This is a genomic window from Bradyrhizobium sp., from assembly GCF_047605465.1.
In the GTDB taxonomy this organism is placed as follows: Bacteria; Pseudomonadota; Alphaproteobacteria; order Rhizobiales; family Xanthobacteraceae; genus Bradyrhizobium.
This window is the reverse complement of sequence record NZ_JASGFS010000013.1, coordinates 75699-99677: the sequence shown is the minus strand read 5'-3', so window position 1 is coordinate 99677 and position 23979 is coordinate 75699. Positions and strand designations below refer to the sequence as shown.

The window sequence follows — 23979 nt, the reverse complement described above, 5'->3', positions numbered from 1 at the left end:
TGCGGCAGCGTCGCGGTCCGCCACGTGCCGCTTCGTGCCACGCCGGCCCGCGTGAGGCGGAGAGACTTCGATGTTCGACATTGACGGCAAGCACGTGCTGGTCACGGGAGCATCGAGCGGCTTCGGCCTGCACTTCGCCCGTTTCCTTGCGGGCAAAGGCGCCCGCGTGACGCTTGCCGCGCGTCGCATCGATGCGCTGAAGGCAAACGTTGAGCAGATCAAAGCCTCCGGCGGCGCCGCACATTGTGTCGCGCTCGACGTGACCGATGCGGCCGGGATCGAAACGGCATTTTCCGAGGCCGAAGCGACGTTCGGGCCCCTGCACGCCGTCGTGAACAATGCCGGCGTCACCGCGACGAAAGCGGCTTTGGATCAGGATGAGCGATCCTGGGACAGCGTCGTCGATACCAATCTGAAGGGCGTCTGGCTGGTGGCGCAGCAGGCGGCACGGAGGATGATCGCCAACGAGGTCAAGGGCGCGATTGTCAACATCGCCTCGATCCTTGGCGTGCGCGTCGCCGGCGCGGTTGCGCCCTACGCGATATCGAAGGCGGGCGTCATTCAATTGACCAGGGCACTCGCGCTCGAATGGGCGCGGCACGGCATCCGCGTCAACGCGCTGGCGCCCGGATATTTCGCGACCGACCTCAACGATGATTTCTTTGCAAGCGACAACGGAAAGGCTCTGGTCAAGCGGATACCGCAACGCCGCCTGGGCCGGCTCGACGAACTGAACGGGCCGTTGCTGCTGCTCATCTCGGATGCGGGGTCGTTCATGACGGGAAGCGTCGTCGCGGTCGATGGCGGCCATCTGGTCTCCGGACTCTAGCGCGCATTCCGTTCCATCAAGAAAGGGAGGATTCCAGATTGAAGCTCCGCAGCCGCCGTATCGGCGATTACGACGTCGCCTTCCTGTTCGATGGCATGTTCTCCACGGGGATCGACTCGCTGGTTCACGCGCGAGGACCGGCAGCGCAGGCAGAAATGCTGGCCAGTCGTTCAGGCACGACCATCGAGTTCGAGGTCAATCACTTCGCTCTGCGCGGGCCGGGCGGTCTGACGCTCATCGATGCCGGAACGGGACCCGGTTGGAACCCCTCGCTCGGGCAGTCCTGGGACTCGATGCGGCAGAACGGCATCGCACCGGCAGACGTCGATCGAGTCCTCCTGACGCATCTCCATTTCGATCACGCACGCGGACTGCTGGACGGCGATAAGCCTTACTTTCCGCGCGCCGAGGTCCTGATCCCATCGACCGAACTCGCCTGCTATACGAGCGAGGCCGCCCGCCTGGCGCTCCCGGAGGCGCGCCGCAGCGCGTTTCCGATCACGGCTGCGATCGTCAAGGCCTACGGCTCGCGCATTCGCGCCTTCGTCCCCGGCGAGATCATGCCCGGCATCGAAACCGTCGCGCTCCCCGGACACACGATGGGGCAGACCGGTTTCCTCCTGAAGGGGAATGGAGAGACCGCTCTGTTCTGGGCAGATGCAGCGCATATGGGGGATGTTCAGACCGCCGATCCCGATGTCAGCACGGTGTTCGACTACGATCCGAAGCTTGCGGCGCGAACGCGGTGGTGGCTGTTCGATCGGGCGGTCGCGGAGAACTGGCTGATCGCCGGATCACACCTGAGCGATTTCTCCCGCGTGCGCCGGGTCGGTCAAACCTATGGAATTGCCGCGGGCTAGAACGGGCCTTCGACTCATCTCGTGCTCTTCGATAGTGCGGCGGTAACTGGACCGCCGCCTGAGATATCCAGGCGGCGATCCAGTGCGAACTACACGAACTTGGGGAAGTTCAAAGGCCGCGCGTCACGCTAGCCCGGCCCTTGCCGGCACATCAAGTTTCGCAATTTTGCTCCGGCCGGAGATTCGTTACAGCGGCCCGGAAATGGCCACACATGGTCTATTGCGGATTGAGCCGGTCAGCGACCGTTGACGATCTTCACCGCGGCCTCCGCCGCATCCGCCAGAATCTCCTCCGACAATTGCCGGTCGTTCACCGCGCGCGACAGTTGCAGCGCCCCGATCATGGTGGCGTAGGCCGAGATCGCGCGGCGCCGCCGTTGCTCGCTCGAGCCTTCCGGGATCTGTGCCGCCATCAGCGCGAGGATGTCGGACATCTTGCCGGTGAACGCATCGCGTGTCGCTTTCGGATGCCGCGCGATTTCGGCGACGAGGGACGCGGTCGGACATCCGCTCCCGGCACGGTCGCGATGGCGGGGAGAGAGATAGTCGCGGATCACGGTCTCGAGCGCGACGCCGTTGTCCAGATTGGACCTGTGCCGTTCCTCGCGCCGCTCCAGCGTATCGCGCAGCACCGCGCGCACCAGCTCCTCCTTGGAGGAGAAGTGCGTGTAGAAGGCGCCGTTGGTGAGGCCGGCTTCCGACATGATGCCGGAGAGTCCGACCGCGGCGATACCGTTCGCGCGGAACTGCGACGCGGCGACGTCGAGGATGTGCCGCCGTGTCGTGTCCCGGTGTCCCTTGTCGTAGCGCGCCAATCCCGCCTCCGCGCGATCCGGCTCCGCCCTGGCCACAAAATCGTGAGGCGGGCACTATTGCATTATGGTCATAATAATACATTATGAGCGTAATGCAATGGGCGGCCGATCGGGGTGGCCCTGTCCGACCACAGGATCGAGCCCATGTCAGTCGAGGATGCCGCCGCGCCGGCTTTGACCATGCCGCAAAGTCCGGCCCGAACCGCGGCTCCGCTGCGCCAGGCCGCGGCGCCGGGCGCAGCCGATCAGAGGCGTGCGGCGCTTCTGCATGCACCCATCCTGCCGACGCTGCTCAAGCTCGCGCTGCCGACCGTCACCGTCCTGGTCGCGCAGACCGCGGTCAACATCGCGGAGGCCTATTACGTCGGCTTCCTCGGCACCGACGCGCTCGCGGGGGCCGCGCTGGTGTTCCCGATCTTCATGCTGATGACCATGATGTCGAATGGCGGGTTCGGCAGCGGCGTTGCGTCCTCGGTGGCGCGCGCGGTCGGTGGCGGCCGCCGCGATGATGCCGAAGCCGCGCTGTTCCATGCGGTGGTGCTCGCGATCGTCGCCGGCGGCGTCTTCACGCTCGGCGTGATCTTCGGCGGCCCGTGGCTGTATCGCACGCTCGGCGGCACCGGAGGCGCCCTCGCGGCGGCCACCACCTATTCCAACTACCTTTTCGCGGGTGCCATTCCGGTCTGGATCGTCAACCTCCAGGCCGCGGCGCTGCGCGGCTCCGGCAATGTCAAGGTGCCCGCGCTGGTGACGCTGGTCGGTGCGATCGTGACCATTCCGGTCTCGCCGCTGCTGATCTTCGGATTCGGCCCCGTGCCGCGCATGGGCATCGGCGGTGCGGGCATCGCCTTCGGCCTCTATTACGGCGCGGCGATGCTGTTCCTGCTGCGCTACATGGCCTCGGGCCGGGCCGGCCTGACGCTGCACGTCGTGCCGCTGCGCGCGGGCATCTTCGCCGACATGCTGAAGGTCGGCATTCCGACCGCGTTCAACGCGGTGCTCACCAATCTCACCGTCATTCTCGTCACCGGCGCGGTCGGCCTGTTCGGCACCTCCGCGCTCGCCGGCTACGGCATCGCCTCGCGGCTCGACTACATCATGATCCCGCTCCTGTTCGGCATCAGCACGGCGACGCTGACCATGGTCGGCGTCAACATGGGCGCGGGCCAGACCGCGCGGGCGCGGAAGATCGGCTGGATCAGCGGTATCGTCGGCATGATCATGACCGGCACGATCGGGCTGCTCGTCGCCATCTTCCCGACGGTCTGGCTCAATCTGTTCAGCCACGACGCCGAAGTGGTGAGCGAGGGCATGACTTATCTGCGCATCGTCGCGCCGGCCTATGCTGCGCTGGGCTTCGGCTTCGTCACGTCGTTCGCGGCCCAGGGCACCGGCCGGGCGATGGGGCCGCTCGCCTCGGCGATCGCACGCATCATCATCGCGGCCGGCGGCGGCTGGATCGCGGTGGCGAGTTTCGGCGCGGGAATGGCGGGGCTCGCCACCATGGTCACGATCTCGCTCGCCGCCTACGCCGCGATCTGCGTGCTGATCATGCTGTCGCCGTCGACCTGGCGCTCATAGCCGGCCGCGATCAGCGGATGCTGGCCACGCCCACGGCCAGCACCGACAGCAGCAGCACGCTGGTCAGCAACTGCACCCCCGTGCTCGGCCGCCCCAGCCAGCGCGTGATCTTTTCGGAGAAGGACAGGGTGGAGTCGGAGAACAACGGCTCGCTGTTCTGCCTGAAGAAGCGCGGAAACTTCGGCGCCAGCCAGGGCGTGATGAGCCCGTGGAACGTCGCGGCCATCACGATGAAGAGGCTGGCGCCGTAGCGTTCGCCGACGATCTCGGTCGGGTCGATCAGCTTCATCATCAGCACGACGCCGGAAAAGCACGGCACGCCCTGAAGCAGGGCATAGAGCGCAAAGCATTCGAGCCGGTTCTGGAAGGACGATTTCGAAGCGGCGAGGGCGGCCATGGGAAATCTCCGGGCTGATGATGCCGCGAGCTTCGCGCTTCCCGTGCCGGCCTGCCGTGATGCGCGTCACGCTCACCACGATTGCCGGGGCGCCCTTCCGCGATTGCACTGGCGCGTGTGATCACTCTGTGGAAAGATCATACCGAAGGCGTGGTTCCGCGCGCGGCGGACGGGAACGGTTTTGGTGACGAGAATCTCTTTGCGGGCGTTCGAGCCCCGGACGGCGCTGCTGTTCGGCGGCCTCATTGCCGTGAACGTGGCGGCCTGGGCCTGGGCTTTTGCGCTGTTCGCGGACCGGCCCACGGTGATGGCGACGGCGCTGCTCGCCTGGGTGTTCGGGCTTCGCCATGCCGTCGATGCCGACCACATCGCCGCGATCGACAATGTCGTGCGCAAGCTGATGCACGTGGGCGGCGCGCCGAGAACCGTCGGCCTCTATTTCGCGCTCGGTCATTCCACCGTCGTCGTGGCCGCGACCATGCTGCTCGCGCTGGGCGTGGTGAGCCTTGGCGGCGAAAGCCTGCTCAGGGACATCGGCGGGCTGGTCGGCACCTCGGTCTCGGCGATCTTCCTGCTCGTGATCGCGGCGATCAATCTGGCCATCTTCGCCGGCCTGTGGCGAACCCTGCGCGCGATGCGCGATCACGACATCCATGATGCCGCGCAGCTCGAGGCGCTGCTCGAGCGCCGCGGCTTCCTGGCGCGGCTGCTCGGTCCCATGTTCCGCCTGGTGACGAAGCCCTGGCACATGTTTCCGCTGGGGTTGCTGTTCGGGCTCGGCTTCGACACCGCGACCGAGATCGGCCTGCTCAGCATTTCCGCCTCGGAGGCCGCGCGCGGCGTCTCGCTCTGGCACGTGCTGGTCTTTCCCGCCTTGTTCACGGCCGGCATGACGCTGGTCGACACCGCCGATTCCGCGCTGATGGTGAGTGCCTATCGCTGGGCCTTCGTCGATCCCCTGCGTAAGCTCTGGTACAACCTCACCATCACCGGTGCCTCGGTCGCGGTCGCGCTGTTCATCGGCGGCATCGAGGCGCTCGGGCTGATCGGCGATCGCCTCGGACTGTCCGGCGGCCTGTGGACGCTCGTCGACGGCCTCAATGCCTCGCTCGCGAATGTCGGTTTCGTCGTCATCGCGCTGTTCGCGTTCGCGTGGCTGGCCTCGGCCGTGCTCTATCGCCGCCTGTTTCCGGATGGCCGGCGGGCCGCCGTGCCTGAAACGCTGGAGTGCGTGGACGCGACCTGAGCGCGGCACGTCACGTCAGACGGCCGCGCGGCTCTGCGCCTGTTCCTGCGGCTGGTCGTCGGCGTTGGGATCGCCGGGCGCGGTGGCCCAGGCCAGTTCCACCAGCGTCACGAAGCGGCGTCCGGCGCCGTCGAGCTGGCAGACGATGAGGCCTTGCTCCTCCATGTAGCTGAGCAGGCGCTGCGCGCGGCGCAGTGAATGCGAGCCATAGGCGCGCGCGATCGCGGCATCGCCGGGGCACGGCCAGCCTTCCTTGGCCGCGCGCGCGATCATCATGAACACGCCCTGCATGTCGTCGGGCAGGATGGAGGCGCGCAGCGACACCTCCTGCCAGGCGTCATCCTCGGCCAGATCGGCACCGAGGCCGGCGCGCGCGTGCGTCAGCATCCGACGGAATTCGTTGAGATCGGGCACGGCCGAGCCAAGTCCCTCGATGCGGCAGCGGACCACGAATTCCTGATAGAGCACGCCGATGGCGCGGAAGCCGGCATCGGGCTCGGCGAGCACCGCGCGCAGGGTGCGGTCCACACGCTCGCGCCGTTCCGCGAGTTCCTCCGGGCTGACCGGCAATTCGACCGGCTCGGGCGGCGCTTCGGCTGCCGCGGATTTCGCGGCCCTGAGCTGTTCGAGCAGGTCGGGCGCCGGCCGGCGTTGCGGCCGGCTCGCCTCCAGCGGCGGTGCGGCCAGGATCACCGCACGCGCGTCTTCCAGCGTCGCTTCCGGCAGCGGCAGCAGCCGCGGCGTCGAATTGCGCGGCTTGGTGTCGGTCGCTCCGATATGCAGGCGCAGCGGCCGGCGCGACAGCGCCGGGCCGAGCGCCATGAACTGTCCGCGCTCTAGATCGCGGAACGTTTCCGCCTGCCGCCGCTCCATGCCGAGCAGATCGGCGGCGCGTGCCATGTCGATGTCGAGGAAGGTGCGCCCCATCAGGAAGTTGGACGCCTCCGCGGCGACGTTCTTGGCGAGTTTCGCCAGGCGCTGGGTCGCGATGATGCCGGCAAGCCCGCGCTTGCGGCCGCGGCACATCAGGTTCGTCATGGCGCCCAGCGAGAGCTTCCGCGCCTCGTCGGAAACCTCGCCCGCCACGGCCGGCGCGAATAGCTGCGCCTCGTCGACGATCACCAGCATCGGGTACCAATGGTCGCGGTCCACGTCGAACAGGCCGCCGAGGAACGCCGCCGCACGCCGCATCTGATTCTCGGCGTCCAGTCCTTCGAGATTGAGCACGGTGGAAACGCGATGCAGCCGCGCGCGCTCGCCCGCGACTTGCAGGCCGCGCTCGGTATGATCTTCGGCCTCGATCACGAGATGGCCGAAGCGATCGGCCAGCGTGACGAAATCGCCCTCGGGGTCGATGATGGCCTGCTGCACCCAGGGCGCGCTCTGTTCCAGCAGCCGCCGCAGTAGATGCGATTTGCCCGAGCCCGAATTACCCTGCACCAGAAGGCGGGTCGCCAGCAGTTCCTCGAGGTCCATCGCCGCCGCGGCGCCCGCCGCGGTCTGCCCCATCTCGATCGCAACGGTCATTTCGGCGACTCAAACCCTCTCCTTCGCGCAGAGGGCTTATCAATCCGGTCGGGGCACGTCGAGCGGCACATGCCGAATCAGCGTGCGTTGCCCACGACCTTCAGGCCCGGTTGGACAATTGCAGCAGGGCAGGCCGGTAGGGCGGGTAGGGGTCGTCGTCCGCCTCGCTCGGAATCGCACAGGACCCGAATTCCTGCCTGATGCGCTCGATCTCGGCGATACGCTCGTGGAGCCGCTGCAGATGTTCCGGCGACCGGGCCTTCCAGAACCGGAAGCTGTCGCCCGTGACCGGCAGGAACGCGGTGCCGAACGGTGTCGGATCGGGAACGATGGTTCGTCCAAGCAGCAGGAACCTGTCGGGGCCGGAGACGACGAGGGTCGCATAGCCGCGGTTTCCGATCCGCCTGATCCCGTTCAGCGACCATTCGCTCAGTTTGCTGAAGTATGGCTCTTCGCGCCAGCGGTCGGGACAATCATCGTCGACCGTGACGTTGACCGCGTCCTGGCTGAAATGGACCACGATGCCCGCGGTTGCGGGAAACCACTCGTCGCCGAGGTGACCCTGCAGCCAGGCGCAGACGAAGGAGCGGCACATCTGGGGACGGCGGGCATAGATGGTGCACCCCGTGCCGGTCTGCCAATGGCTGCAAAGCTGGTTCACCGGCTTGTCCACGGCGGCAACTTCGAGAATGTCGCAACATGCGCTGCACGACCCGCATTGCCGGGTGATCGGCGCCTTTCTCGGCAGGCCGGTCGCGCGAAAACCCTGGCCATCGCGCACCAGCAGCTTCTGCTTCTCCAGCGCGCTGAGCGCGCGCTCGATCTTGAGACGGGACAGGCCGGTTGCGTCGATGACGCCCTTCATCGTCGTCGCGCCGTCCTCGACCGCGCGAACGACGCTCAACATCGTCTGATCCATTTTCTTGTTCTTGTTGGTCTGTATGTCTTGCTTGGTTATTGCGCGCGTTGGAGCAAGCCCCGGCGAGCCTGCATTCAAATCCATCGCGGCCGAGCACTGGCTCGACGGCATCATCTTGCGTCGGTTGTGTTACAGGACAAGGAAGCGAGCCCGACGCACGTGCATGCGGGTTTGCGCAAATGATGGATCAGTGCAGGCCCATCGCGATCGTCATCGATGCGTTGCAGACGGCGCACGACGCGACTTCAGTGCAATTCGCGGTGAAATCGCGCATTCCGGCCGTGAATCGTGTCGAGATATGATGATGAACATGCTTTGCTCTCACGCAGTCTTGAACAGCGCGTCGTGCGCGCGTGCATTCGCGTACGCGACACATTCGCGTGATGCGGACGTGATGAAAGCATGTCGCGCATCGCGTTGCGCGTGCGCTACACCGGGAACCATCTGCGGTGTTGTCGTGTGATGAAGTTGAAGCGATGTGAGCGCGATGCGCGCCTGCTTCGGCGCCGGTTCGAAATGGCTCTGCGCCGTACGACCAAAGTCGAGTACGACGCGCGCCGGCTGCGACCATGATGCTGCCTGTCAATGACGAGATTGACGCAAGACCGGAGAGTCGCATCACTGACAGTGACGGCGCGTTGACTGGCCAGGAAACGACCCTTCGCCGTTCTCTGCTGGTCGAGCGGATTTCGCCGGTGCGTATGATGCAGATCAAGATCGGATGCCCCTGAGCCTGTTATCCGGCTGCATGAGCTTTCTGACCTTCTTCACGGCGACCTATTTCCTGCTGGCGGTGCCGGGGCCGACCAATACCTTGCTCGCGACATCGGGCGCGGGGATCGGCATCGCGCGTTCGCTCCGTTTGCTTGCGGCCGAGCTGTGCGGCTACCTGCTCGCGATCGCCTTGCTGCGGCTGGCGCTTGGCCCCATCGTGGGCGGCATCCCGATCGTGGCGCTCGTGCTCCGCGTCGCCGTGACGATCTACATTCTCGGCCTTGCCGTCACCCTATGGCGGCTCAACACGCGCGAGCTGCGTGAGGGCGCAGCGGTCACGTTCCGCCAGGTGCTGCTGACCACGCTGCTCAACCCGAAAGCGCTGGTCTTCGCGTTCCTGCTGCTGCCTGCTCACGCCGCGCCGCTCGAACTCTTGCCATGGCTCGGCGTGATCGCGCTGCAGATCCTCACGGCCGGCGCGGCCTGGATCATGTTGGGGGCGACACTCGGCCGCGGCGCGCGCCGGCTCGGGCATCCCGACATCGTCACGCGCGCCGGCGCGGTCACGCTGGTCGCGGTGACCGGGTTGATCTGGCTTCAGTCATTCCTGAGCGCGTGAGCGCCGCCGCCGTCCAGAGTGGGTCGGCTCGGTGGTCTATTGTGCGCCGGCGCCGCCCTGCACGATCCTCTCGTTCAGCTTCTGATCCACGATGTCGACCGTGCGGTCGATTTCGGCATTGGGCGTGCCGAGCTGGTGCGAGATCAGTTTCACCAGGAGATCGACGCGCTCGATGAAGGGCGCGCCGCTCGCGACCGCGCGTGCGGCCGAGGATGGCTTGAGCAGGCTTTCGGCCGCCTTGGCATATTTCGCGAAGGGCACCTGGTCCTGCGCGTCCGCGCCGAGACGCCGGGCGATCGCGTCGACGTGATCGTAGATCGTCTGCGAGCGAGCGAGATCGCCATGCACGGCGTCGCGGATCGAGCGCGGCTCGTGCGGCGTGATGCAGCGGTAATTGCCGGTCAGCAGCATCGACCATTTCGCCAGCGGCACGAACAGCGAGTCGAATACCTTCAGCTTCACCGGCACGTCATGGCCATCCAGCGTCACCGCATCGATGTCGGCTTCGAGCTCCCGCAGCACCTTGTTGTGCTTGTCGTCGGCAAACGCCGCCGCCTTGAAGTTGGTGGGAAGGCCGACGTGAAGCACGTTCGCCGCTTCTTCCGGTGGGCGGAAGGCCTGCGGGTCCGGCGAGCACAACGTCACCAGCCCCGGCTCGAAACGCTCCCACACCTGCGCATTGGTGTAGGCCTCCTCGAGGTCCATGCCGGCGAGCGACGGAATGCGCTTCAGGTAGGGCAGCGGCGGCATGTTCATGATCGACAGGCACGGCAGCTTCGCCGCGGCGATCTTTACCATGAGAACGCGGACGGTGTGGTTGGTGTATTGCGGCTCCTGCATCGCGAGCCCGACCATGTCGTAGCGGGAGACGTCGACATTGGCCGGCGTCACCGCGTCCAGTTTCCCCGGCAGGTCGCGCGAGAAGATCGCCCGGTGCACCGCCTCGTCGCGCAGCTTGATGCGCACCTCGGTGCCGTCGCGATTGATCAATTCCGCGGTCTTCGCGCGGCAAACCAGGGTCACGTTGTGCCCCGCCATCAGCAGCTTCGTGCCCAGCAGGGAGCCGTAAGACGCTCCGAGAATCAGGATGTTACGCGCCATGCTTCTTCCCTTCGACGGCTCGTGCGGTTCTTGGGCCCCGGCCATTGCCTGCGGGCGAGTTGGCGGCATCTAAGGCAAACTGCGCCGGGATGGCAACTGGGATAATGCATACAAGACACAACGGTTTCACTATATCCAGATACCGTCCAAAGGAGCCGTGCAATCCGACGGGGGCCCGCCGGCCGACGGGCAAAACAGCAGCTGCTTGGACACCCGTCGCTGTCAATCCGACTGCCCGAAAATATTCTTCTTTACCGAAATTCGGATTTCTCGTATGTGTTGGATGTCCCGGCTCACCAAGAGGGGCGACCATGTGTCGTCACCGGTCGCGAGCCGGGTTGCGGTGGACGCGGCAGCGTCGGCACGAGAAGGCGCGGGCAGGGCGGGTAGTCCCCGTGAGTTCGTGGCCGCGTGCAGATGAGCGGCGCTGAAAATTCGTCTCGCCAACATCCCGGCGGCTGGGTGCACCACGCTGTCGGGCGCTGTGGCGATCGGGCGGATGTGCGTACGGCAAAACCGTGTGGTCCTGGCCGTCGTCGCTACGGTCAAGCCTGTCGCGGAGGTGTGAGGCGCCCGACCGGGTCAATCACATCGTCAATTCGCGGGGCGAGGGAGGCCAGAAGGAACTCGGCTCCCGGGAGAGCACGGCATAAGCCGTCAAACCATCGCGCAGGGAAGGCCGTGTGTTGGGCTTCACCTGTATGCTGCTGTGCGGTTTTACGTCACTCCATTCGCACAGTGGACCGTGGGTGCCGCCGGCACCCGGCCTTCCCTGCGCCCTCTTGGCTCAAGAGGGTGGAGAGATCGAGCACAGCTCGGGCGAACGGCGCCGCGAGAACGCGAAAGTGTGTCCGTATGGAAGTGTGCCCGCATGGCGGGATGCGATCTCGAGAATGGCGCCCCGTCCTGCTCCGTCATTGCGGGCACGGCGAAGCAAGCCCGAACCCTCCGAGACGAGAACTGGTCTGCCGCGCGCGCAACGCCTATTGGCGGCGGTGTTCGAAGCTGGTGCACAACAACTCAGCCTCTCCTTCCGAGATCGGTGCGCGGAACAGACGGCAGGTGAATTCGACCATCGTCTTGCCCTCTGTCGTGCTGCGGGCGTGGCGAAGGAAAATGCAACGCTTGCAGACGTCGGTATGGTGCCTCTGCTCGGTGACGTCCGATTGATCCAGCACGTGCCGAAGCGTATCGCGGAAGCGGATCTTGCCGTCGTCGTCGAGCACGGCGAGTGCCTTGACGAGAACATTGACGGGATCGCGCGCGAGAAACTTCTTGCCCTGCTGCGTGATGCTCAGCGTGACCGATCGCTTGTCCTTGACCGATCGCCTCCGCTCCAGATAGCCCAGACGCTCGAGCTCGCCGATGATGAACGAGGCGGTGCCGCGCGTGGTGCCGAGGTAGCTCGCCAGCGCAGACGGCGTTCGCGAGAAACGGTTGGCGCGGGACAGGAAGCGCAGGGCCATCCATTCGCGGTCGCGCAAACCGTCCCTGGTCCCTTCGAACCACAGGATTTGTGCCATCTGTCCCAGCAACTCGATCGCTTCGCGAGCCAAAATCATCATCATCCCAGGTCGGATAGAGCGTTGTTCAATTCACCTTTGGTCGCGCGATCCGGGCCGGCGAGAACGGGGAACTTGCGGAGGGTGGAACTAGAGCGTTCCCAAGAAAGTTCGCGTAAATGGTTCGGCTCAATTCTTCTGAAAGTTTCGGTCAAATGATCCAGTTTCGTGCGCGATATCGGGCCGGGAGAACCGCCGTTCTGATGGACGTCGTGCCGCGATGCGGTTAAGCGGCTAAATCCGGAATGCGAGCAAAGCCTGGAAAGTCGGAGCGTCGGCGGTGATCGAGACAGCAAGGTCGTTCAGTGTCAGACGCGCGGCGTTGGCCGCCACCGTCGGCAACATGCTCGAATTCTACGACTTCATCACCTACAGCTTCTTCGCGATCCAGATCGGCCACACCTTCTTTCCGACCGGGAGCGAGTACGGCAGCCTGATGCTGTCGCTGGCGACCTTCGGTGCCGGCTTCGTCACGCGCCCGATCGGCGGAATCGTGCTCGGCGTGTATTCCGACCGGATTGGCCGCCGTCCGGCGATGCTGCTCAGCTTCGCGCTGATGGGAGCGGCGATCCTGACCATCTCCTTCACGCCGTCTTACGATGCCATCGGCCTCGCGGCACCGATCATCGTGATCGGGGCGCGCATGGTGCAGGGCTTCGCGCTCGGGGGCGAGGTCGGGCCGACCACGGCCTACCTGCTCGAGATCGCACCGCCCGAGCATCGGGCGCTGGTGGTGGCGTGGCAGCCGGCGAGCCAGGAGATCGCCGCGACGGCCGGCGCCCTGGTCGGCGTCATCCTGAGCAAGACCATGGCTCCGGAGATGCTCGACTCCTACGGCTGGCGGGTGGCGTTCCTGATCGGGGCGGTCTGCCTGCCGTTCGGAGTCTGGATGCGCCGGACGTTGCCGGAAACGATCCCGCAGGCCGAAGCCGGTCAGCCCGCCGGTGAGCACACGGGGCATCTTTCAGGGGCCGGACGCTACGCCGGCATCATCGCGCTGGCGCTGATGATTCTCGCCAGCGGCACGATCTCCACCTATGTCACCCAGTACATGACGACTTATGCGCAGAACACGCTGCATGTGTCGTCGACATTGGCGTTTGCCGTGTCGCTCGTCAGCAACGGCATCCAGTTCGTCGGCGCGCTGTTCGGCGGCTGGCTGGCCGATCGGCTGGGGCGCAAGCCGGTCATGATCTGGCCGCAGCTCGCGACGCTGCTGCTGACCTATCCGACCTTCCTTTGGATCGTCCATGCGCCGGGGGCGCTGTCGCTGCTGGTCGGCTTCGGCGTGCTGTCGATCGTCGGCTCGCTGCCGTTTACGGCGTTCTATGCGACCTTCACCGAAGCGTTGCCGCAGAATATCCGCGGCGGTGTGTTCGCGACCGTCTACGCGGTTGCGATCGCGAGCTTCGGCGGCACCGCGCAGTTGGTCGTGACCTGGCTCCTTCACGTGACCGGCAATCCGCTGGCGCCGGCCTGGTACCTTCTGGTTGCGGCAATTGTCGGACTTGTCGCGATGAGCCTGATGCCCGAGACTGCGCCGGTCAAGCAACGCGGGAAGCAGGGCTGACGCGGCGCGCTCGCAGGCTGGTGATTTGCGTTCCGCCGGCAATTGTTGAGGAATGCGGCGCCTCCGAGGGGCATTGGGACACGGCAGCAGGAAAGAAGGACAGACCGATGAGCATCGAAACAACCATGACACCCGACGTCGTCGGGCTGACCAAAGTCGCCCCGGTCTCGCGTCGCGGCTTCATGAGCGCCACTGCGGCCGTCGCCGCCGGCTACACGCTCGCAGCCGGTCCGGTCCGGGCCGAGGTGATCACGACGGACACCAGCGGTCTGCAGGCCGGCGACGCCAAGATCAAGGTCGGCTCGGAGGAGATGCCTGCCTATTTTGCCCGCCCCGCCGGCAACACCAAGGCGCCGGTCATCCTCGTGGCGATGGAGATCTTCGGCCTGCACGAATACATCAAGGACGTGACACGGCGCCTCGCCAAGCTCGGCGCGTTCGCGGTCGCGCCCGACTATTATTTCCGCAAGGGCGTTGACCTGACCAAGATCACAGACATCAAGGACCTGTTGCCGGTGGTCAACGCGAAGCCCGATGCCGAGCTGTTGTCGGATCTCGATGCGACGGTGGCGTGGGCGGGATCGCAGGGCGGCGATACCACGAAGCTCGGCATCATCGGGTTCTGCCGCGGCGGCCGCACCGTCTGGGAATATGCGGCCCACAACGGCGAGCTCAAGGCCGGTGTCGCCTTCTACGGCCCGCCGGTCGATGCTCCCAATCCGCTGTGGCCGAAGAGCCCGCTCCAGCTCGCGCCCGAGATGAAGGCGCCGGTGCTCGGCCTCTACGGCGGCGCCGACACCGGCATTCCGGTCGCGCAGGTCGAGCAGCTCAAGGCCGCGCTCGAGCAAAACAAGAAGACGGCCGAATTCAAGATCTATCCGGATGCGCCGCACGGCTTCCACGCGGACTACCGCGGCAGCTACCGCAAGGACGCTGCCGAAGACGCCTGGAAGCAGGCGCAGGCCTGGTTCAAGAAATACGGCGTCCTGAGCTGACGCGGAATTCAAGAGGGCGGCCGAGCGGCCGCCCTCTCTCCATCAGCGCGCGCAGGATCTCACTTCACTATCGCGCCGTAGACGATGTCCTGGACCTGCTCGCGATAGTACTTCCTGAGCTCACCCGGCGCGGCAGTTCCCACGACGACGACGAGACGCTCTTTCGGATCGCAGAAGAACTGCGTCCCGAACGCGCCATTCCAGGTGAACTCGCCGGGATTGCCGGGGACCGACGACAGCCCTTCGCTGGTGCGGACTGCGACCGCGAGGCCAAAGCCGAAGCCGGCACGATGCGGCTCGATGACCGCCACGTTGTTCTTGATCTCGGGACCGAGGTGATTGGTCGTCATGTGATGCACGGTCTTCGGCCCGAGGATGCGTTGTCCGTCGAGCTCGCCGCCGTTGAGCAGCATCTGCCCGAAGCGGAGATAGTCTCCGACCGTCGCGAACGAGCAGGCGCCGCCGCAGTCGAATTTGGTCGGCGTGTCCAGAAGCTTGATGGATTGCGGCCGGCCCGTCAGCGGGTCATTGGCGAACGGGCGGGCGAGACGGGGACGCTGCGCATCCGTCGGGTGGAAGGTCGCGTCCTTCATGCCGAGAGGCTGCCAGACATTGCCGGCGAGATAGTCGCCGAGCTTCTGCTCGCTCACCTTCTCGACGACGGCGCCGAGCACGTCGATCGAGAAGCCGTATTCGAACTCGGTCGACGGCTGGTGCGCCAGAGGCAGTTTCGTCATGCGCTCGATGAAGGCCTGGGTGTCGCCCTCCACCGCGGGCGCGACGCCGTCGGGATATTGCCGCGCCACCGGGCTCGAGCTGTCCGGCCGGCCGCCATACATCAGGCCGGACGTGTGCCGGTAGAGATCGTGGATGAAGATCGGCGATGCCTGCGGTTCGAGCTTGAGCGAGCCGTCGGCCTGGGTCACGCCGACCTTCATGTCGGCGAAAGCAGGATAGTAGTCCGACAGTTTGGCCTGGAGCGGCAGCCGGCCTTGCTCCATCAGCGTCAGGCCCGCGACCGCGGCCATCGGCTTGGTCATGGACGCCAGCGCGAACATCGCGTCGACGGGCATCGGCGTGCCCTTGTCCGGATCGAGCATGCCATAGGCCTTGTAGTGGACGAGCTTGCCGTCACGTGCGATGGCGACGACGGCGCCGGGCACCCGCTTGGCCGCGATCTCGCGGGCGAAGAAATCGTCGAGTCGGGCCAGGCCCGGCTTCGAGAATCCGACGTCGTCGGGGTTGGCTTCGGGCAGCGGCGCAGCGCTCGCCGCGGCGGATGTGATGATGGCAGCCGCCGCCGCGATCATGACGATCGTCTTCTTCATTGGATCCTCCCAGGCGGGCTTGTATGCGGATCGAGGGCCCGCTCGACGCCTAGAACACGTCCATGCCGGACGGGAGTCAAGCGCGGGCCGCGCGGGACAGAAGCGCGCCTGGATGATGCGGCCCGTTGCCGCCTATCGGCCTTCGCCCGCGCTCCACAACGCGTCGAGGCCTTGCCGATAGTTCGGATAGGCGAGCGTCATGCCGAGCTCGCTCTTCGCGCGTGCATTGGAGACGCGGGCATTGCCGGCATAGAAGCTGCGCGCCATGGCCGACATCTCGGCGGTCTCGAACGCCTCTTCGACGGGCGGGGCGACGCCCATGAGCTTCGCCGCATAGGCGATCACGTCCTGCGGCGGCGCGGGTTCGTCGTCGCAGACGTTCCAGGTTCCGCCGCCCTGATGACGAACCGCGGCCATGATCGCGCCCGCGATATCGTCGACGTGGATGCGGTTGAAGACCTGCTCCGGCTTGACGATGCGCCGCGCCGAGCCTGCGCGAAGCGTCGCCAGCGCGTTCCGGCCGGGGCCGTAGATGCCGGCGAGCCGCAGCACCGCGACATCGCCATGCGCCGTTTCCATCCAGGCGCGTTCGGCGGCGAGCCGCAGGCGCGTGCGGTGGAGGGTGGCCTCCGGCGGCGTAAGCTCGTCGACCCATGCGCCACGGTGATCGCCATACACGCCGATCGTGGCGAGGTAGACGATCTTTCGCTGACGCCGCGTCGCCAGCGCGTCCGCGAATGCCTCGATTGCGGGATCGCCCGCCTCACCCGGCGGGATCGACACGAGAAGGACATCGGCGTCGCGAACCCGCTCGATCGTCTCGCGTTCCGGACCCCCCCCGGAAAATGGATGGGCCTCGAGGCCGGCGAGATCTCCCCGTTTCGCGGGATCGCGCGCGGTGACGCCGATCTGCGAGAAGGCGCTGCCGAATTTGCGGACGAAGTGCCGGGCACTGTAGCCATAGCCTAGGATGAAGAGCCGCATGCGGTTCCCGTGCTGGTCGGATCTGCGGTCGTATGACCGCGCTCCCGCTCATAAGAGATTTTTGGGTCCGGCAAAAGATATTGCGATTTTACTCGCCCGCCACCCCGCGCCCATGATGGCCAGGCGTGCTCGCCACGGCACGCGCAACGATCGACCGGGAGCTTGCGTTGGAGGGATTCTTGCCGCCGACATCAATGATGCAGGCACAGACGCAGACGGCTGCGCGCGCCGAGGCCGCGGAGCTAGTCCGGCGTGCCGCCGCTCTGATCTTCGATGTCGACGGGACGCTGGCCGAGACCGAGGAGCTGCACCGGCGGGCCTTCAACGAAGCCTTCGCCAGTCAGGGTCTTGCCTGGGCTTGGGATCGTGCCGTCTACCGGGATCTGCTGCGGGTGACGGGAGGCAAGGAGCGTATCCGCGCGTACCATGCGAAGCAGTGCGCTGCTTTGCCATTGTCGGATGCGGACGTCGCCGAGCTTCATCGCATCAAGACCATGCGTTACGTCGAACTGGTCGAGACCGGCTGCTGTCCGCTGCGGCCGGGCGTTGCGGGCCTGCTCGGCGCGGCGAAGTCGCGCGGCCAGCGGCTCGCGATCGCGACGACCACCTCATACGCCAATGTCGATGCGCTCTTGTCGCGCGTGATCGGCGACCGCTGGGCGAACGATTTCGACGCCATCGTTGCCGGCGACGATGTTCGGCACAAGAAGCCGGCGGCGGACGTCTACGTCGAAACTCTGGCGCGCCTTGGGCTGAAGGGCGCGGATTGCGTCGCGATCGAGGACTCCGCCAACGGCCTGATCGCGGCCGCGGGTGCGGACATTCCCGTCCTGATCACGCGCAGCATGTACTTCCGGGACGACGACTTCGCCGCGGCGCGTTTCGTGCTGGACGATCTGTCGGAACTGGGACGCCTGCGATGAGATTGCGTCGCCCGGTTGATCCCGTCGCGCTCAGTGGAAGCGCCGGTTCGGGCTGGGCGGCTCCTCCTGAGCCTGCTCCACGATCTGCGCGATCGGGCTCGACTGGTGGTGAACGAGGCGCCAGCCGTCGCCGACGCGCCTGAAATGGTTGGCGGCGGCAAGCGCGGTGCCGTCGACGATCTCGATGCAAAGCACGCGGGCGCTGTCGCCGTCGACGATCGCCTGCGGTTCGGCGCAGGCAACCTGCGGCCGCTCCGGGTTCTGCAGAATGTCGCGCCAGCTCCCGATCACGGTGGCGCGTCCGACGATGGCCGGCCAACCGGGATGGATGCAGGAAATGGCGTCGTCATCCGCCCACATCCGTTCCATGCCGGCGATGTCTCCGGTCGAAAAGGCGGTGTAGAAGGCCGCGTTGGCGGCGATGACCTTGTTGTCCTTCGTCATGTCTCTCGGGTGGGCCAACGCCGCGGAAAAATCAAGCGCAACTTCCGTCGGTTTGACCGCAATGCAACATCGGAATGACGGAATGGCTCCGTGCAAACCGGGGGGCGACATCGGCTCGTGATCACCAGCGCGGCTTCACGCCTTCGCCGCAAGCCACGCCAGGATCATCTCCACGATCTGCGAGCGGCTTTTCGCCAGCATTCTCGGCTCGCTGAGATCGCGACCGAACAGGGCGCCGAACGTATGGCGGTTGGCGACGCGGAAGAAGCAGTAGGAGCTGATGGCCAGATGCAGGTCGATGGCGTCGACATCGTTCCGGAAGACACCCTCCTCGCGGCCGCGGGCAAGGATGCCGTCGAGCGTCGCGATCACGCTGGCGTTGAGCTGGCGGAGTTGCAGATTCTGCTTCAGGTGCTTGCCATGGTGGATGTTCTCGATGCTGACGAGGCGGATGAAGTTCGGATTGCGCTCGTCGTGGTCGAAGGTGGCCTCGATCAGCCGGCGCAATCCTTCGCGCGCGTCGCAACTGGCGATGTCGAGCTGATCTTCCAGCGCACGGATACTGCGATAGGCTTCCTCGAGCACCGCGAGATAGAGCTGCTCCTTGCCGCCGAAGTAATAATAAATCATGCGCTTCGACGTGCGCGTTCGCGCTGCGATCGCATCGACGCGGGCGCCGGAATATCCTTCCGAGGCAAATTCCTGCATCGCCACTTCGAGGATGTCGCGCTTGGTGCGCTCGGGGTCGTTGGTGCGCTTTGATGGGGGCGGCATGCGCTCGAGCATCGCTATTTCTCCCGTGCGATCTATGGATCACCTTGAAGGTGAAGGCAAATTCGGCCCGTAGACGCCGCCTTTCCGATGCCCTTGCATAAACGTACTAGTTCGTACATTGTATCGGCAAACCAGCGTTGCGGCAATCAAAACAAGAAACTCGTGCAAGGCGAGGGCCTGACGCGAGCCGCGACCAACGCTGCATCCGGGGAGGGAATATCGATGAGCTTGACGTCAACCGCATCGCTGCGCGTATCCGCCGGCGCGGAAGCAACGCCGAACATGCTGCCCAAGCGCGCGGCGCTCGTCAGCTTCGTCGGCAGCATGCTCGAATACTACGACTTCTTCATCTACGGCACCGCGGCGGCCCTGATCTTTCCAAAAGTGTTCTTCGCCAATGTCGATCCCGCGACGGCGACGCTGCTCGCATTGCTGAGTTTCGGCATCGGCTACATTGCGCGGCCCGTCGGTGCCGTCATCCTCGGCCATTTCGGTGATCGCATCGGCCGCAAGACCGTGCTGTTGTTCACGCTGGTGCTGATGGGCGGCTCCACGCTCGCCATCGGACTGTTGCCCGACGCCAAGACGATCGGCAACGCCGCGCCGGTCATCCTGACCTTGCTGCGCCTGTTGCAGGGACTGTCCGCGGCCGGCGAGCAGAGCGGGGCGAACTCCCTGACGCTGGAGCATTCCGCCAACGCCAATCGTGCCTTCTTCACGAGCTGGACCTTGAGCGGCACCCAGGCCGGCGCGATCCTGGCGACACTCGTGTTCATTCCGGTGTCCAGCCTGCCGGAGGATCAATTGTTGAGCTGGGGCTGGCGCATCCCGTTCCTGCTCTCGGCACTCGTGCTGCTGGTCGCCTATCTGGTCCGCCGGACCATGCCGGAAACGCCGGTGTTCGAGAACATCAAGGACAATGCTCAGGTGGCGCGCTTCCCCGTCGTCGCGCTGCTTCGTGACTACTGGCCCGATGTACTGCGCGTGATCGTCTGCGCGCTGATCGCGACCGTGAGCACCATGACCGCCGTGTTCGCGCTCGGCTACGCCACCAGCAAGTTCGGCGTCGCCCGCCCGACGATGCTGTGGGCCGGCGTGCTCGGCAACGTCACGGCGCTGATCACGCAGCCGCTTTGGGCGCTGCTGGCCGACAGGATCGGCCGCAAGCCGGTATTCATCGGCGGCGTGCTCGGCTGCGCGGTGCTGCTGTTTCCCTATTTCATGATGATCACATCCGGCAATACGCTTGCGATATTCGCGGCGGCGATGATCCTGTCCGGCATCGTGTACGCTGCGCCGAACGCGATCTGGCCGTCCTTCTATGCCGAGATGTTCGAAGCACGCGTGCGCTATTCAGGCACGGCGATCGGCACGCAGCTCGGCTTCCTTGCCGCCGGTTTCACGCCACTGGTGAGCGCTAGCCTGGTCGGCGGGGGGCCGAACGGCTGGATTCCCGTCGCGATCTTCGTCGCCGGCTGCTGCGTGATCTCGGCGGCGGCTGCGGCAACCGCGCGTGAAACCCATACCGTCGACATCGCCGATCTCGGCAAGCGGCGCGCTTGAACGCAGGATGGCGATCGCATGCTGACCAAAGCGGTTCCCACCACCAGCGGTCCCATTGTCGGCGTCGAGCAAGGGCATGTGCGCGCCTTCAAGGGCGTGCCGTTCGCGATCGCGCGACGTTTCGCCAGGGCGACGACGCCGCCCGCGTGGTCGGAGCTGCGCCGCTGTACGGACTACGGTGCTTACGCGCCGCAACCCGGTCATCTCGATCAGGCGATCGAGGAATCCTGCTTGAGCCTGAACATCTGGGTACCGTCGGAAGCCGATCGTCCGCTGCCGGTGCTGTTCTTCATCCACGGCGGCGCCTTCGTTACCGGCGGCGGTGCCGATTATGACGGGTCGTTCCTTGCGGCACACGGCCCTGCCGTGATCGTCACCATCAACTACCGACTAGGTCCGCTCGGCTTCCTGCAACTGCATCGTCACGGGCTGGATCAGGCCAACAATCTCGCGGTGTCGGATGCGCTCGCCGCGCTCGATTGGGTGCGGACCAACATCAGGAATTTCGGGGGTGATCCCGAAGCGATCACGCTCTCGGGGCAGTCGGCCGGCGCCTCCATGGTGATCGCGCTGGCGACGTTGCCGCAAGCCAAGGGCAAATTCACCCGGGCGCTCGCGCTGAGCGCGCCAGGCCGCGCCATCATGAGCGCCGATCGAGCCGACGACGTCGCGCGCCGGGTGCTCGACGAACTCGAGCTTGCCCGCGACCCCGCCACTATTGTCTCCATGTCGCTGCCGAAGCTCTTCGCAGCGGTGGAGCGCGTCGGCCGCAGGCTCGCGGACGAGACGGAGTCCGGTACCGTGTTCGGCCCGGTGCTCGACGGCTCCGTGATCCCGCGCGAGCCACGCGATGCTTTCGCCGACGGAAGCCTGCGCGACATTCCGCTCTGGCTTGGCTCCTGTCGCGATGAGATGGCGATGTTCCTGAAGAGCACGCCACCGGCGTCGATGATCCGTACCACCGAGCGGCAGGTGCGCGCCGCGTATGGCGATGCCGGCTGGTGTCGGCTGCTCTCCTATTATCGCGCCACGGCGCGGCTCGACGAGGATCCGTATGAAGCGTTGCTGTCGGACGCGTTTTGGCATCGCCCCATGGCCGATCTCGCGCGGCTTCATGCGGAGGCAGGCGGCGCGGTGTGGCTGAGCCGGTTCGACCATCGCCCGGCGCTGGAGCCGTTCCTGTCGCAAGGACCGACCCATGGCGTCGACAACGCCTGCCTGTGGGCGCATCTTCCCCATTTCATCGATCGTCCGATCCTGAAGCGCAAGGGCGGACCGATGACGCCCGCCGACATCGAGGTGGCGTCGCGGCTGCAAGCAGGCGTGCTGCGTTTCGTCACGACAGGCAGACCCGATGCCGCCGAAGCGTGGCCGCTGTTCGAACCCGGCAATGAGGCTCTCGCGATCTTCGTCCAGCCGTTCCACAGCGTGCCGCTCAACGATGGTGCGCGTTGCCGGGTGTGGGCTGAACTTCAGGCGCAATCCGCGGCGGAAGCAGTGAGCGGGGCCACAGCTTGAACCGATCGCACTGATCGTGTAGTTCTCCTGTCAGCGCCGATTTGATACTCAGCTTGCGGGCGCTTTTAAAAATGCAGCTAAAGAGAACCGCTGACCCTGCATCGTCCCGCATTCCGTGAATCGTCGGCCGTCTCGAACAGGAGGGCTCGATGCAATTTGCTGCCATCGCGGATGTACACGGGAATTGTCCCGCGCTTGAAGCCGTACTTGCCGACATCGCAAAGCTCGGCATCGACGACGTCGTAAATCTCGGCGATCACGTCAGTGGTCCGCTCGAAGCCGCGCGAACCGCGGACCTGCTGATCGAGCGAGGGTTTCCATCGGTGCGGGGCGACCAGGATCGAATTCTCGTCGAGCTCCGGCGTGCCGGTATCTCGACGCGCAGCGATTTTCAACAACTCGAGCCCAAGCATTTCGATTGGATGGCAAGCATGCCATCCACGCTGACATACAGGGAGCAGGTGTTCCTGTGTCATGGATCGCCGAGAGACGACGCTGCATTCTGGCTCGATCACGTCGCCGCCGACGGCAGTGTGCGCCCGAGCGGAATCGAGACCATCGAAGCCGGGGCTGAAGGGATCGACGCCGGTCTCATCTTGTGCGCGCACACGCACATTCCGAGAGCCGTTCACCTCAGGGACGGGCGAATGATCGTCAATCCCGGCAGCGTCGGCCTGCCCGGCTACGACGGGAAGACACCCGTCCCTTACGTTGTCGAGGTCGGCACGCCTCATGCGTGCTACGCGATTCTGGAGCAAACCAGATTGGGTTGGGTCGCGACGTTTCGCTATGTGCCATACGACAACACGTCCATGGCCACACTGGCGCGCAGCAAGGGAATGCTCATCTGGGCGAGCGCGATCGCAACGGGTTGGATTCAACGCGACGGCATGTGAGTAGGCGTGGTGTCCATCGCTGACTGAGAATACTTTTCGCTTCAATCAGCTTGATCGAACTCTTGGACTCGCACTCACGGTGGTTCCATCAAGTCATGCTGCTGACGCATTCTCTGTCTTAGTCAGTGAGAACGTAAGCACTGTGTAGGACCGCTCTGGTTCGCACGACGGTTCCGTAGCCAGGGGTGGCTCGAATCCGCAAACGATCGGCGCAAGTTCACGAACGCTGACGCGTTCGCTTGACCATGTTTGCGGCTTCGGGAACCGGATGATCTAAAAAATCACAGGAGTTGAGATGCTGATCCACTCGCGCGCCGCGATTTGCGGCGCCGCGGTTGCGCTTGTCGTTTCCGTTGCTGCTGCTCGAAGTGAGACCCTGAAGAGTCCGTCAAGCGCCGCCGTCGATGCCGCCTCGGGAAAGGCGATCGTTGGTGCGGCGTCCATGTACAATCCGTTCAAGCCCGGCAAGGAGGAGGGCGGTCCGAACACAGCGTCCGGAGAGCGGTATGATCCCTCTGTCTGGGCGGCTGCGATCAAGACGAGCCTGCGCGGGAAATTTGGTGGGGTTCAGTTCGGCGCGAGGCCGAAATATGCGCTCGTCGAGGCCGTGGGCAAGAAGGTCATCGTCAAGATAAATGACGTGGGACCGCTCCGGCCCGGTCGCATCATCGATCTGAACGAGAGGACGATGCGCCACTTCGATCCAAGCCTGGATATCGGAGTCATCGATGACGTGCGAGTCATCCCGCTCTCGGGGGACAACTGGACCACGGGACCGGTCGGCTGAACATCCGGCGCAAGAAGTGGTGCGCGT

General features: G+C 65.4%; 23 protein-coding genes. 13 read left to right on the top strand and 10 right to left on the bottom strand.

Translation table 11 applies throughout. The features are described from left to right. Positions 1-70 precede the first annotated feature (70 nt). Together QM712_RS14015 and QM712_RS14010 are read left to right on the top strand one after the other, a co-directional pair. Positions 71-829, top strand: coding sequence for an SDR family NAD(P)-dependent oxidoreductase (locus QM712_RS14015; protein WP_415023692.1), 759 nt, complete (start codon positions 71-73; stop codon positions 827-829). Between the two features lie 38 nt (positions 830-867). After that, a complete protein-coding gene (locus QM712_RS14010) occupies positions 868-1689 on the top strand; it encodes an MBL fold metallo-hydrolase (protein WP_415023691.1) in 822 nt (273 codons plus the stop codon). 236 nt (positions 1690-1925) lie between these two features. Here QM712_RS14010 and QM712_RS14005 read toward each other — a convergent pair whose 3' ends face one another. Then, positions 1926-2504: a TetR family transcriptional regulator gene (locus QM712_RS14005; RefSeq protein WP_415023690.1), complete on the bottom strand. Its 579-nt coding sequence runs from the start codon at positions 2502-2504 to the stop codon at positions 1926-1928. 144 nt (positions 2505-2648) lie between these two features. Here QM712_RS14005 and QM712_RS14000 point away from each other — a divergent pair, with 144 nt between their 5' ends. Continuing rightward, positions 2649-4085, top strand: a complete 1437-nt coding sequence (locus tag QM712_RS14000; protein WP_415023689.1) for an MATE family efflux transporter — start codon at positions 2649-2651, stop codon at positions 4083-4085. A 10-nt stretch (positions 4086-4095) separates the two neighbouring features. On the opposite strand, the gene QM712_RS13995 is transcribed toward QM712_RS14000, so the two are convergent. Further along, on the bottom strand, positions 4096-4482 hold the full coding sequence (locus QM712_RS13995; protein WP_415023688.1) for a hypothetical protein: 387 nt from the start codon (positions 4480-4482) through the stop codon (positions 4096-4098). A gap of 184 nt (positions 4483-4666) precedes the next feature. Here QM712_RS13995 and QM712_RS13990 point away from each other — a divergent pair, with 184 nt between their 5' ends. Next, positions 4667-5728, top strand: coding sequence for a HoxN/HupN/NixA family nickel/cobalt transporter (locus QM712_RS13990; RefSeq protein ID WP_415023687.1), 1062 nt, complete (start codon positions 4667-4669; stop codon positions 5726-5728). A 15-nt stretch (positions 5729-5743) separates the two neighbouring features. Here QM712_RS13990 and QM712_RS13985 read toward each other — a convergent pair whose 3' ends face one another. Both QM712_RS13985 and QM712_RS13980 read right to left on the bottom strand, forming a co-directional pair. Further along, positions 5744-7255: a helicase HerA domain-containing protein gene (locus QM712_RS13985; RefSeq protein ID WP_415023686.1), complete on the bottom strand. Its 1512-nt coding sequence runs from the start codon at positions 7253-7255 to the stop codon at positions 5744-5746. Between the two features lie 100 nt (positions 7256-7355). Continuing rightward, entirely contained in the window at positions 7356-8174 is an 819-nt protein-coding gene (locus QM712_RS13980; protein ID WP_415023685.1) for a YkgJ family cysteine cluster protein, read from the bottom strand. Positions 8175-8743: 569 nt separating this feature from the next. On the opposite strand from QM712_RS13980, the gene QM712_RS13975 reads away from it, so the two are divergent. Continuing rightward, complete coding sequence (locus tag QM712_RS13975) at positions 8744-8905, top strand: hypothetical protein (protein WP_415023684.1); 162 nt, start codon at positions 8744-8746, stop codon at positions 8903-8905. Positions 8906-8922: 17 nt separating this feature from the next. Continuing rightward, positions 8923-9507: a LysE family translocator gene (locus QM712_RS13970; RefSeq protein ID WP_415023683.1), complete on the top strand. Its 585-nt coding sequence runs from the start codon at positions 8923-8925 to the stop codon at positions 9505-9507. Between the two features lie 36 nt (positions 9508-9543). Here the strand turns inward: QM712_RS13970 and QM712_RS13965 are convergent, their stop codons facing one another. After that, on the bottom strand, positions 9544-10608 hold the full coding sequence (locus QM712_RS13965; RefSeq protein WP_415023682.1) for a ketopantoate reductase family protein: 1065 nt from the start codon (positions 10606-10608) through the stop codon (positions 9544-9546). 983 nt (positions 10609-11591) lie between these two features. Beyond that, positions 11592-12170, bottom strand: a complete 579-nt coding sequence (locus tag QM712_RS13960) for a MarR family winged helix-turn-helix transcriptional regulator (RefSeq protein ID WP_415023722.1) — start codon at positions 12168-12170, stop codon at positions 11592-11594. A 343-nt stretch (positions 12171-12513) separates the two neighbouring features. Between QM712_RS13960 and QM712_RS13955 the strand changes: the two genes are divergently transcribed. Both QM712_RS13955 and QM712_RS13950 read left to right on the top strand, forming a co-directional pair. Beyond that, complete coding sequence (locus tag QM712_RS13955; RefSeq protein WP_415023721.1) at positions 12514-13740, top strand: MFS transporter; 1227 nt, start codon at positions 12514-12516, stop codon at positions 13738-13740. A 107-nt stretch (positions 13741-13847) separates the two neighbouring features. After that, entirely contained in the window at positions 13848-14735 is an 888-nt protein-coding gene (locus QM712_RS13950) for a dienelactone hydrolase family protein (protein ID WP_415023681.1), read from the top strand. A 59-nt stretch (positions 14736-14794) separates the two neighbouring features. Here QM712_RS13950 and QM712_RS13945 read toward each other — a convergent pair whose 3' ends face one another. Then, positions 14795-16063: a serine hydrolase domain-containing protein gene (locus QM712_RS13945; protein WP_415023680.1), complete on the bottom strand. Its 1269-nt coding sequence runs from the start codon at positions 16061-16063 to the stop codon at positions 14795-14797. Between the two features lie 132 nt (positions 16064-16195). Continuing rightward, entirely contained in the window at positions 16196-17047 is an 852-nt protein-coding gene (locus QM712_RS13940) for an SDR family oxidoreductase (protein ID WP_415023679.1), read from the bottom strand. A 197-nt stretch (positions 17048-17244) separates the two neighbouring features. Here QM712_RS13940 and QM712_RS13935 point away from each other — a divergent pair, with 197 nt between their 5' ends. Beyond that, positions 17245-17970 (top strand): HAD family hydrolase, encoded by a 726-nt coding sequence (locus QM712_RS13935; protein ID WP_415023720.1) that lies wholly within the window; start codon positions 17245-17247, stop codon positions 17968-17970. A gap of 30 nt (positions 17971-18000) precedes the next feature. On the opposite strand, the gene QM712_RS13930 is transcribed toward QM712_RS13935, so the two are convergent. Together QM712_RS13930 and QM712_RS13925 are read right to left on the bottom strand one after the other, a co-directional pair. Beyond that, complete coding sequence (locus QM712_RS13930; protein WP_415023678.1) at positions 18001-18414, bottom strand: nuclear transport factor 2 family protein; 414 nt, start codon at positions 18412-18414, stop codon at positions 18001-18003. Between the two features lie 135 nt (positions 18415-18549). Then, entirely contained in the window at positions 18550-19200 is a 651-nt protein-coding gene (locus QM712_RS13925; protein ID WP_415023677.1) for a TetR/AcrR family transcriptional regulator, read from the bottom strand. 210 nt (positions 19201-19410) lie between these two features. Here QM712_RS13925 and QM712_RS13920 point away from each other — a divergent pair, with 210 nt between their 5' ends. The 4 genes from QM712_RS13920 (at position 19411) to QM712_RS13905 (ending at position 23952) form a co-directional block, all read left to right on the top strand. Next, complete coding sequence (locus QM712_RS13920; RefSeq protein ID WP_415023676.1) at positions 19411-20751, top strand: MFS transporter; 1341 nt, start codon at positions 19411-19413, stop codon at positions 20749-20751. Positions 20752-20769: 18 nt separating this feature from the next. Next, positions 20770-22269 carry a carboxylesterase family protein gene (locus QM712_RS13915; RefSeq protein ID WP_415023675.1) on the top strand — a complete coding sequence of 500 codons (1500 nt, stop codon included), beginning with the start codon at positions 20770-20772 and terminating at the stop codon, positions 22267-22269. A gap of 149 nt (positions 22270-22418) precedes the next feature. Then, the gene (locus tag QM712_RS13910; protein WP_415023674.1) at positions 22419-23165 is read left to right on the top strand and encodes a metallophosphoesterase family protein; all 747 of its coding nucleotides are present in this window, start codon (positions 22419-22421) and stop codon (positions 23163-23165) included. A gap of 295 nt (positions 23166-23460) precedes the next feature. Next, complete coding sequence (locus QM712_RS13905) at positions 23461-23952, top strand: RlpA-like double-psi beta-barrel domain-containing protein (RefSeq protein WP_415023673.1); 492 nt, start codon at positions 23461-23463, stop codon at positions 23950-23952. Positions 23953-23979: the final 27 nt, after the last annotated feature.

What these genes read in the sequence shown, in the direction of transcription:
- QM712_RS13905 (WP_415023673.1), top strand. Translation starts at nt 23,461, where the DNA reads ATGCTGATCCACTCGCGCGCCGCGATTTGCGGCGCCGCGGTTGCGCTT.
- QM712_RS13945 (WP_415023680.1), bottom strand. Translation starts at nt 16,063, where the DNA reads ATGAAGAAGACGATCGTCATGATCGCGGCGGCGGCTGCCATCATCACA.
- QM712_RS13935 (WP_415023720.1), top strand. Translation starts at nt 17,245, where the DNA reads ATGCAGGCACAGACGCAGACGGCTGCGCGCGCCGAGGCCGCGGAGCTA.
- QM712_RS13910 (WP_415023674.1), top strand. Translation starts at nt 22,419, where the DNA reads ATGCAATTTGCTGCCATCGCGGATGTACACGGGAATTGTCCCGCGCTT.
- QM712_RS14000 (WP_415023689.1), top strand. Translation starts at nt 2,649, where the DNA reads ATGTCAGTCGAGGATGCCGCCGCGCCGGCTTTGACCATGCCGCAAAGT.
- QM712_RS13995 (WP_415023688.1), bottom strand. Translation starts at nt 4,482, where the DNA reads ATGGCCGCCCTCGCCGCTTCGAAATCGTCCTTCCAGAACCGGCTCGAA.
- QM712_RS13950 (WP_415023681.1), top strand. Translation starts at nt 13,848, where the DNA reads ATGAGCATCGAAACAACCATGACACCCGACGTCGTCGGGCTGACCAAA.
- QM712_RS13915 (WP_415023675.1), top strand. Translation starts at nt 20,770, where the DNA reads ATGCTGACCAAAGCGGTTCCCACCACCAGCGGTCCCATTGTCGGCGTC.
- QM712_RS14015 (WP_415023692.1), top strand. Translation starts at nt 71, where the DNA reads ATGTTCGACATTGACGGCAAGCACGTGCTGGTCACGGGAGCATCGAGC.
- QM712_RS13940 (WP_415023679.1), bottom strand. Translation starts at nt 17,047, where the DNA reads ATGCGGCTCTTCATCCTAGGCTATGGCTACAGTGCCCGGCACTTCGTC.
- QM712_RS13975 (WP_415023684.1), top strand. Translation starts at nt 8,744, where the DNA reads ATGATGCTGCCTGTCAATGACGAGATTGACGCAAGACCGGAGAGTCGC.
- QM712_RS13955 (WP_415023721.1), top strand. Translation starts at nt 12,514, where the DNA reads ATGCTCGAATTCTACGACTTCATCACCTACAGCTTCTTCGCGATCCAG.
- QM712_RS13965 (WP_415023682.1), bottom strand. Translation starts at nt 10,608, where the DNA reads ATGGCGCGTAACATCCTGATTCTCGGAGCGTCTTACGGCTCCCTGCTG.
- QM712_RS13970 (WP_415023683.1), top strand. Translation starts at nt 8,923, where the DNA reads ATGAGCTTTCTGACCTTCTTCACGGCGACCTATTTCCTGCTGGCGGTG.
- QM712_RS13960 (WP_415023722.1), bottom strand. Translation starts at nt 12,170, where the DNA reads ATGATTTTGGCTCGCGAAGCGATCGAGTTGCTGGGACAGATGGCACAA.
- QM712_RS13980 (WP_415023685.1), bottom strand. Translation starts at nt 8,174, where the DNA reads ATGGATCAGACGATGTTGAGCGTCGTTCGCGCGGTCGAGGACGGCGCG.
- QM712_RS13985 (WP_415023686.1), bottom strand. Translation starts at nt 7,255, where the DNA reads ATGACCGTTGCGATCGAGATGGGGCAGACCGCGGCGGGCGCCGCGGCG.
- QM712_RS13920 (WP_415023676.1), top strand. Translation starts at nt 19,411, where the DNA reads ATGAGCTTGACGTCAACCGCATCGCTGCGCGTATCCGCCGGCGCGGAA.
- QM712_RS13930 (WP_415023678.1), bottom strand. Translation starts at nt 18,414, where the DNA reads ATGACGAAGGACAACAAGGTCATCGCCGCCAACGCGGCCTTCTACACC.
- QM712_RS13925 (WP_415023677.1), bottom strand. Translation starts at nt 19,200, where the DNA reads ATGCTCGAGCGCATGCCGCCCCCATCAAAGCGCACCAACGACCCCGAG.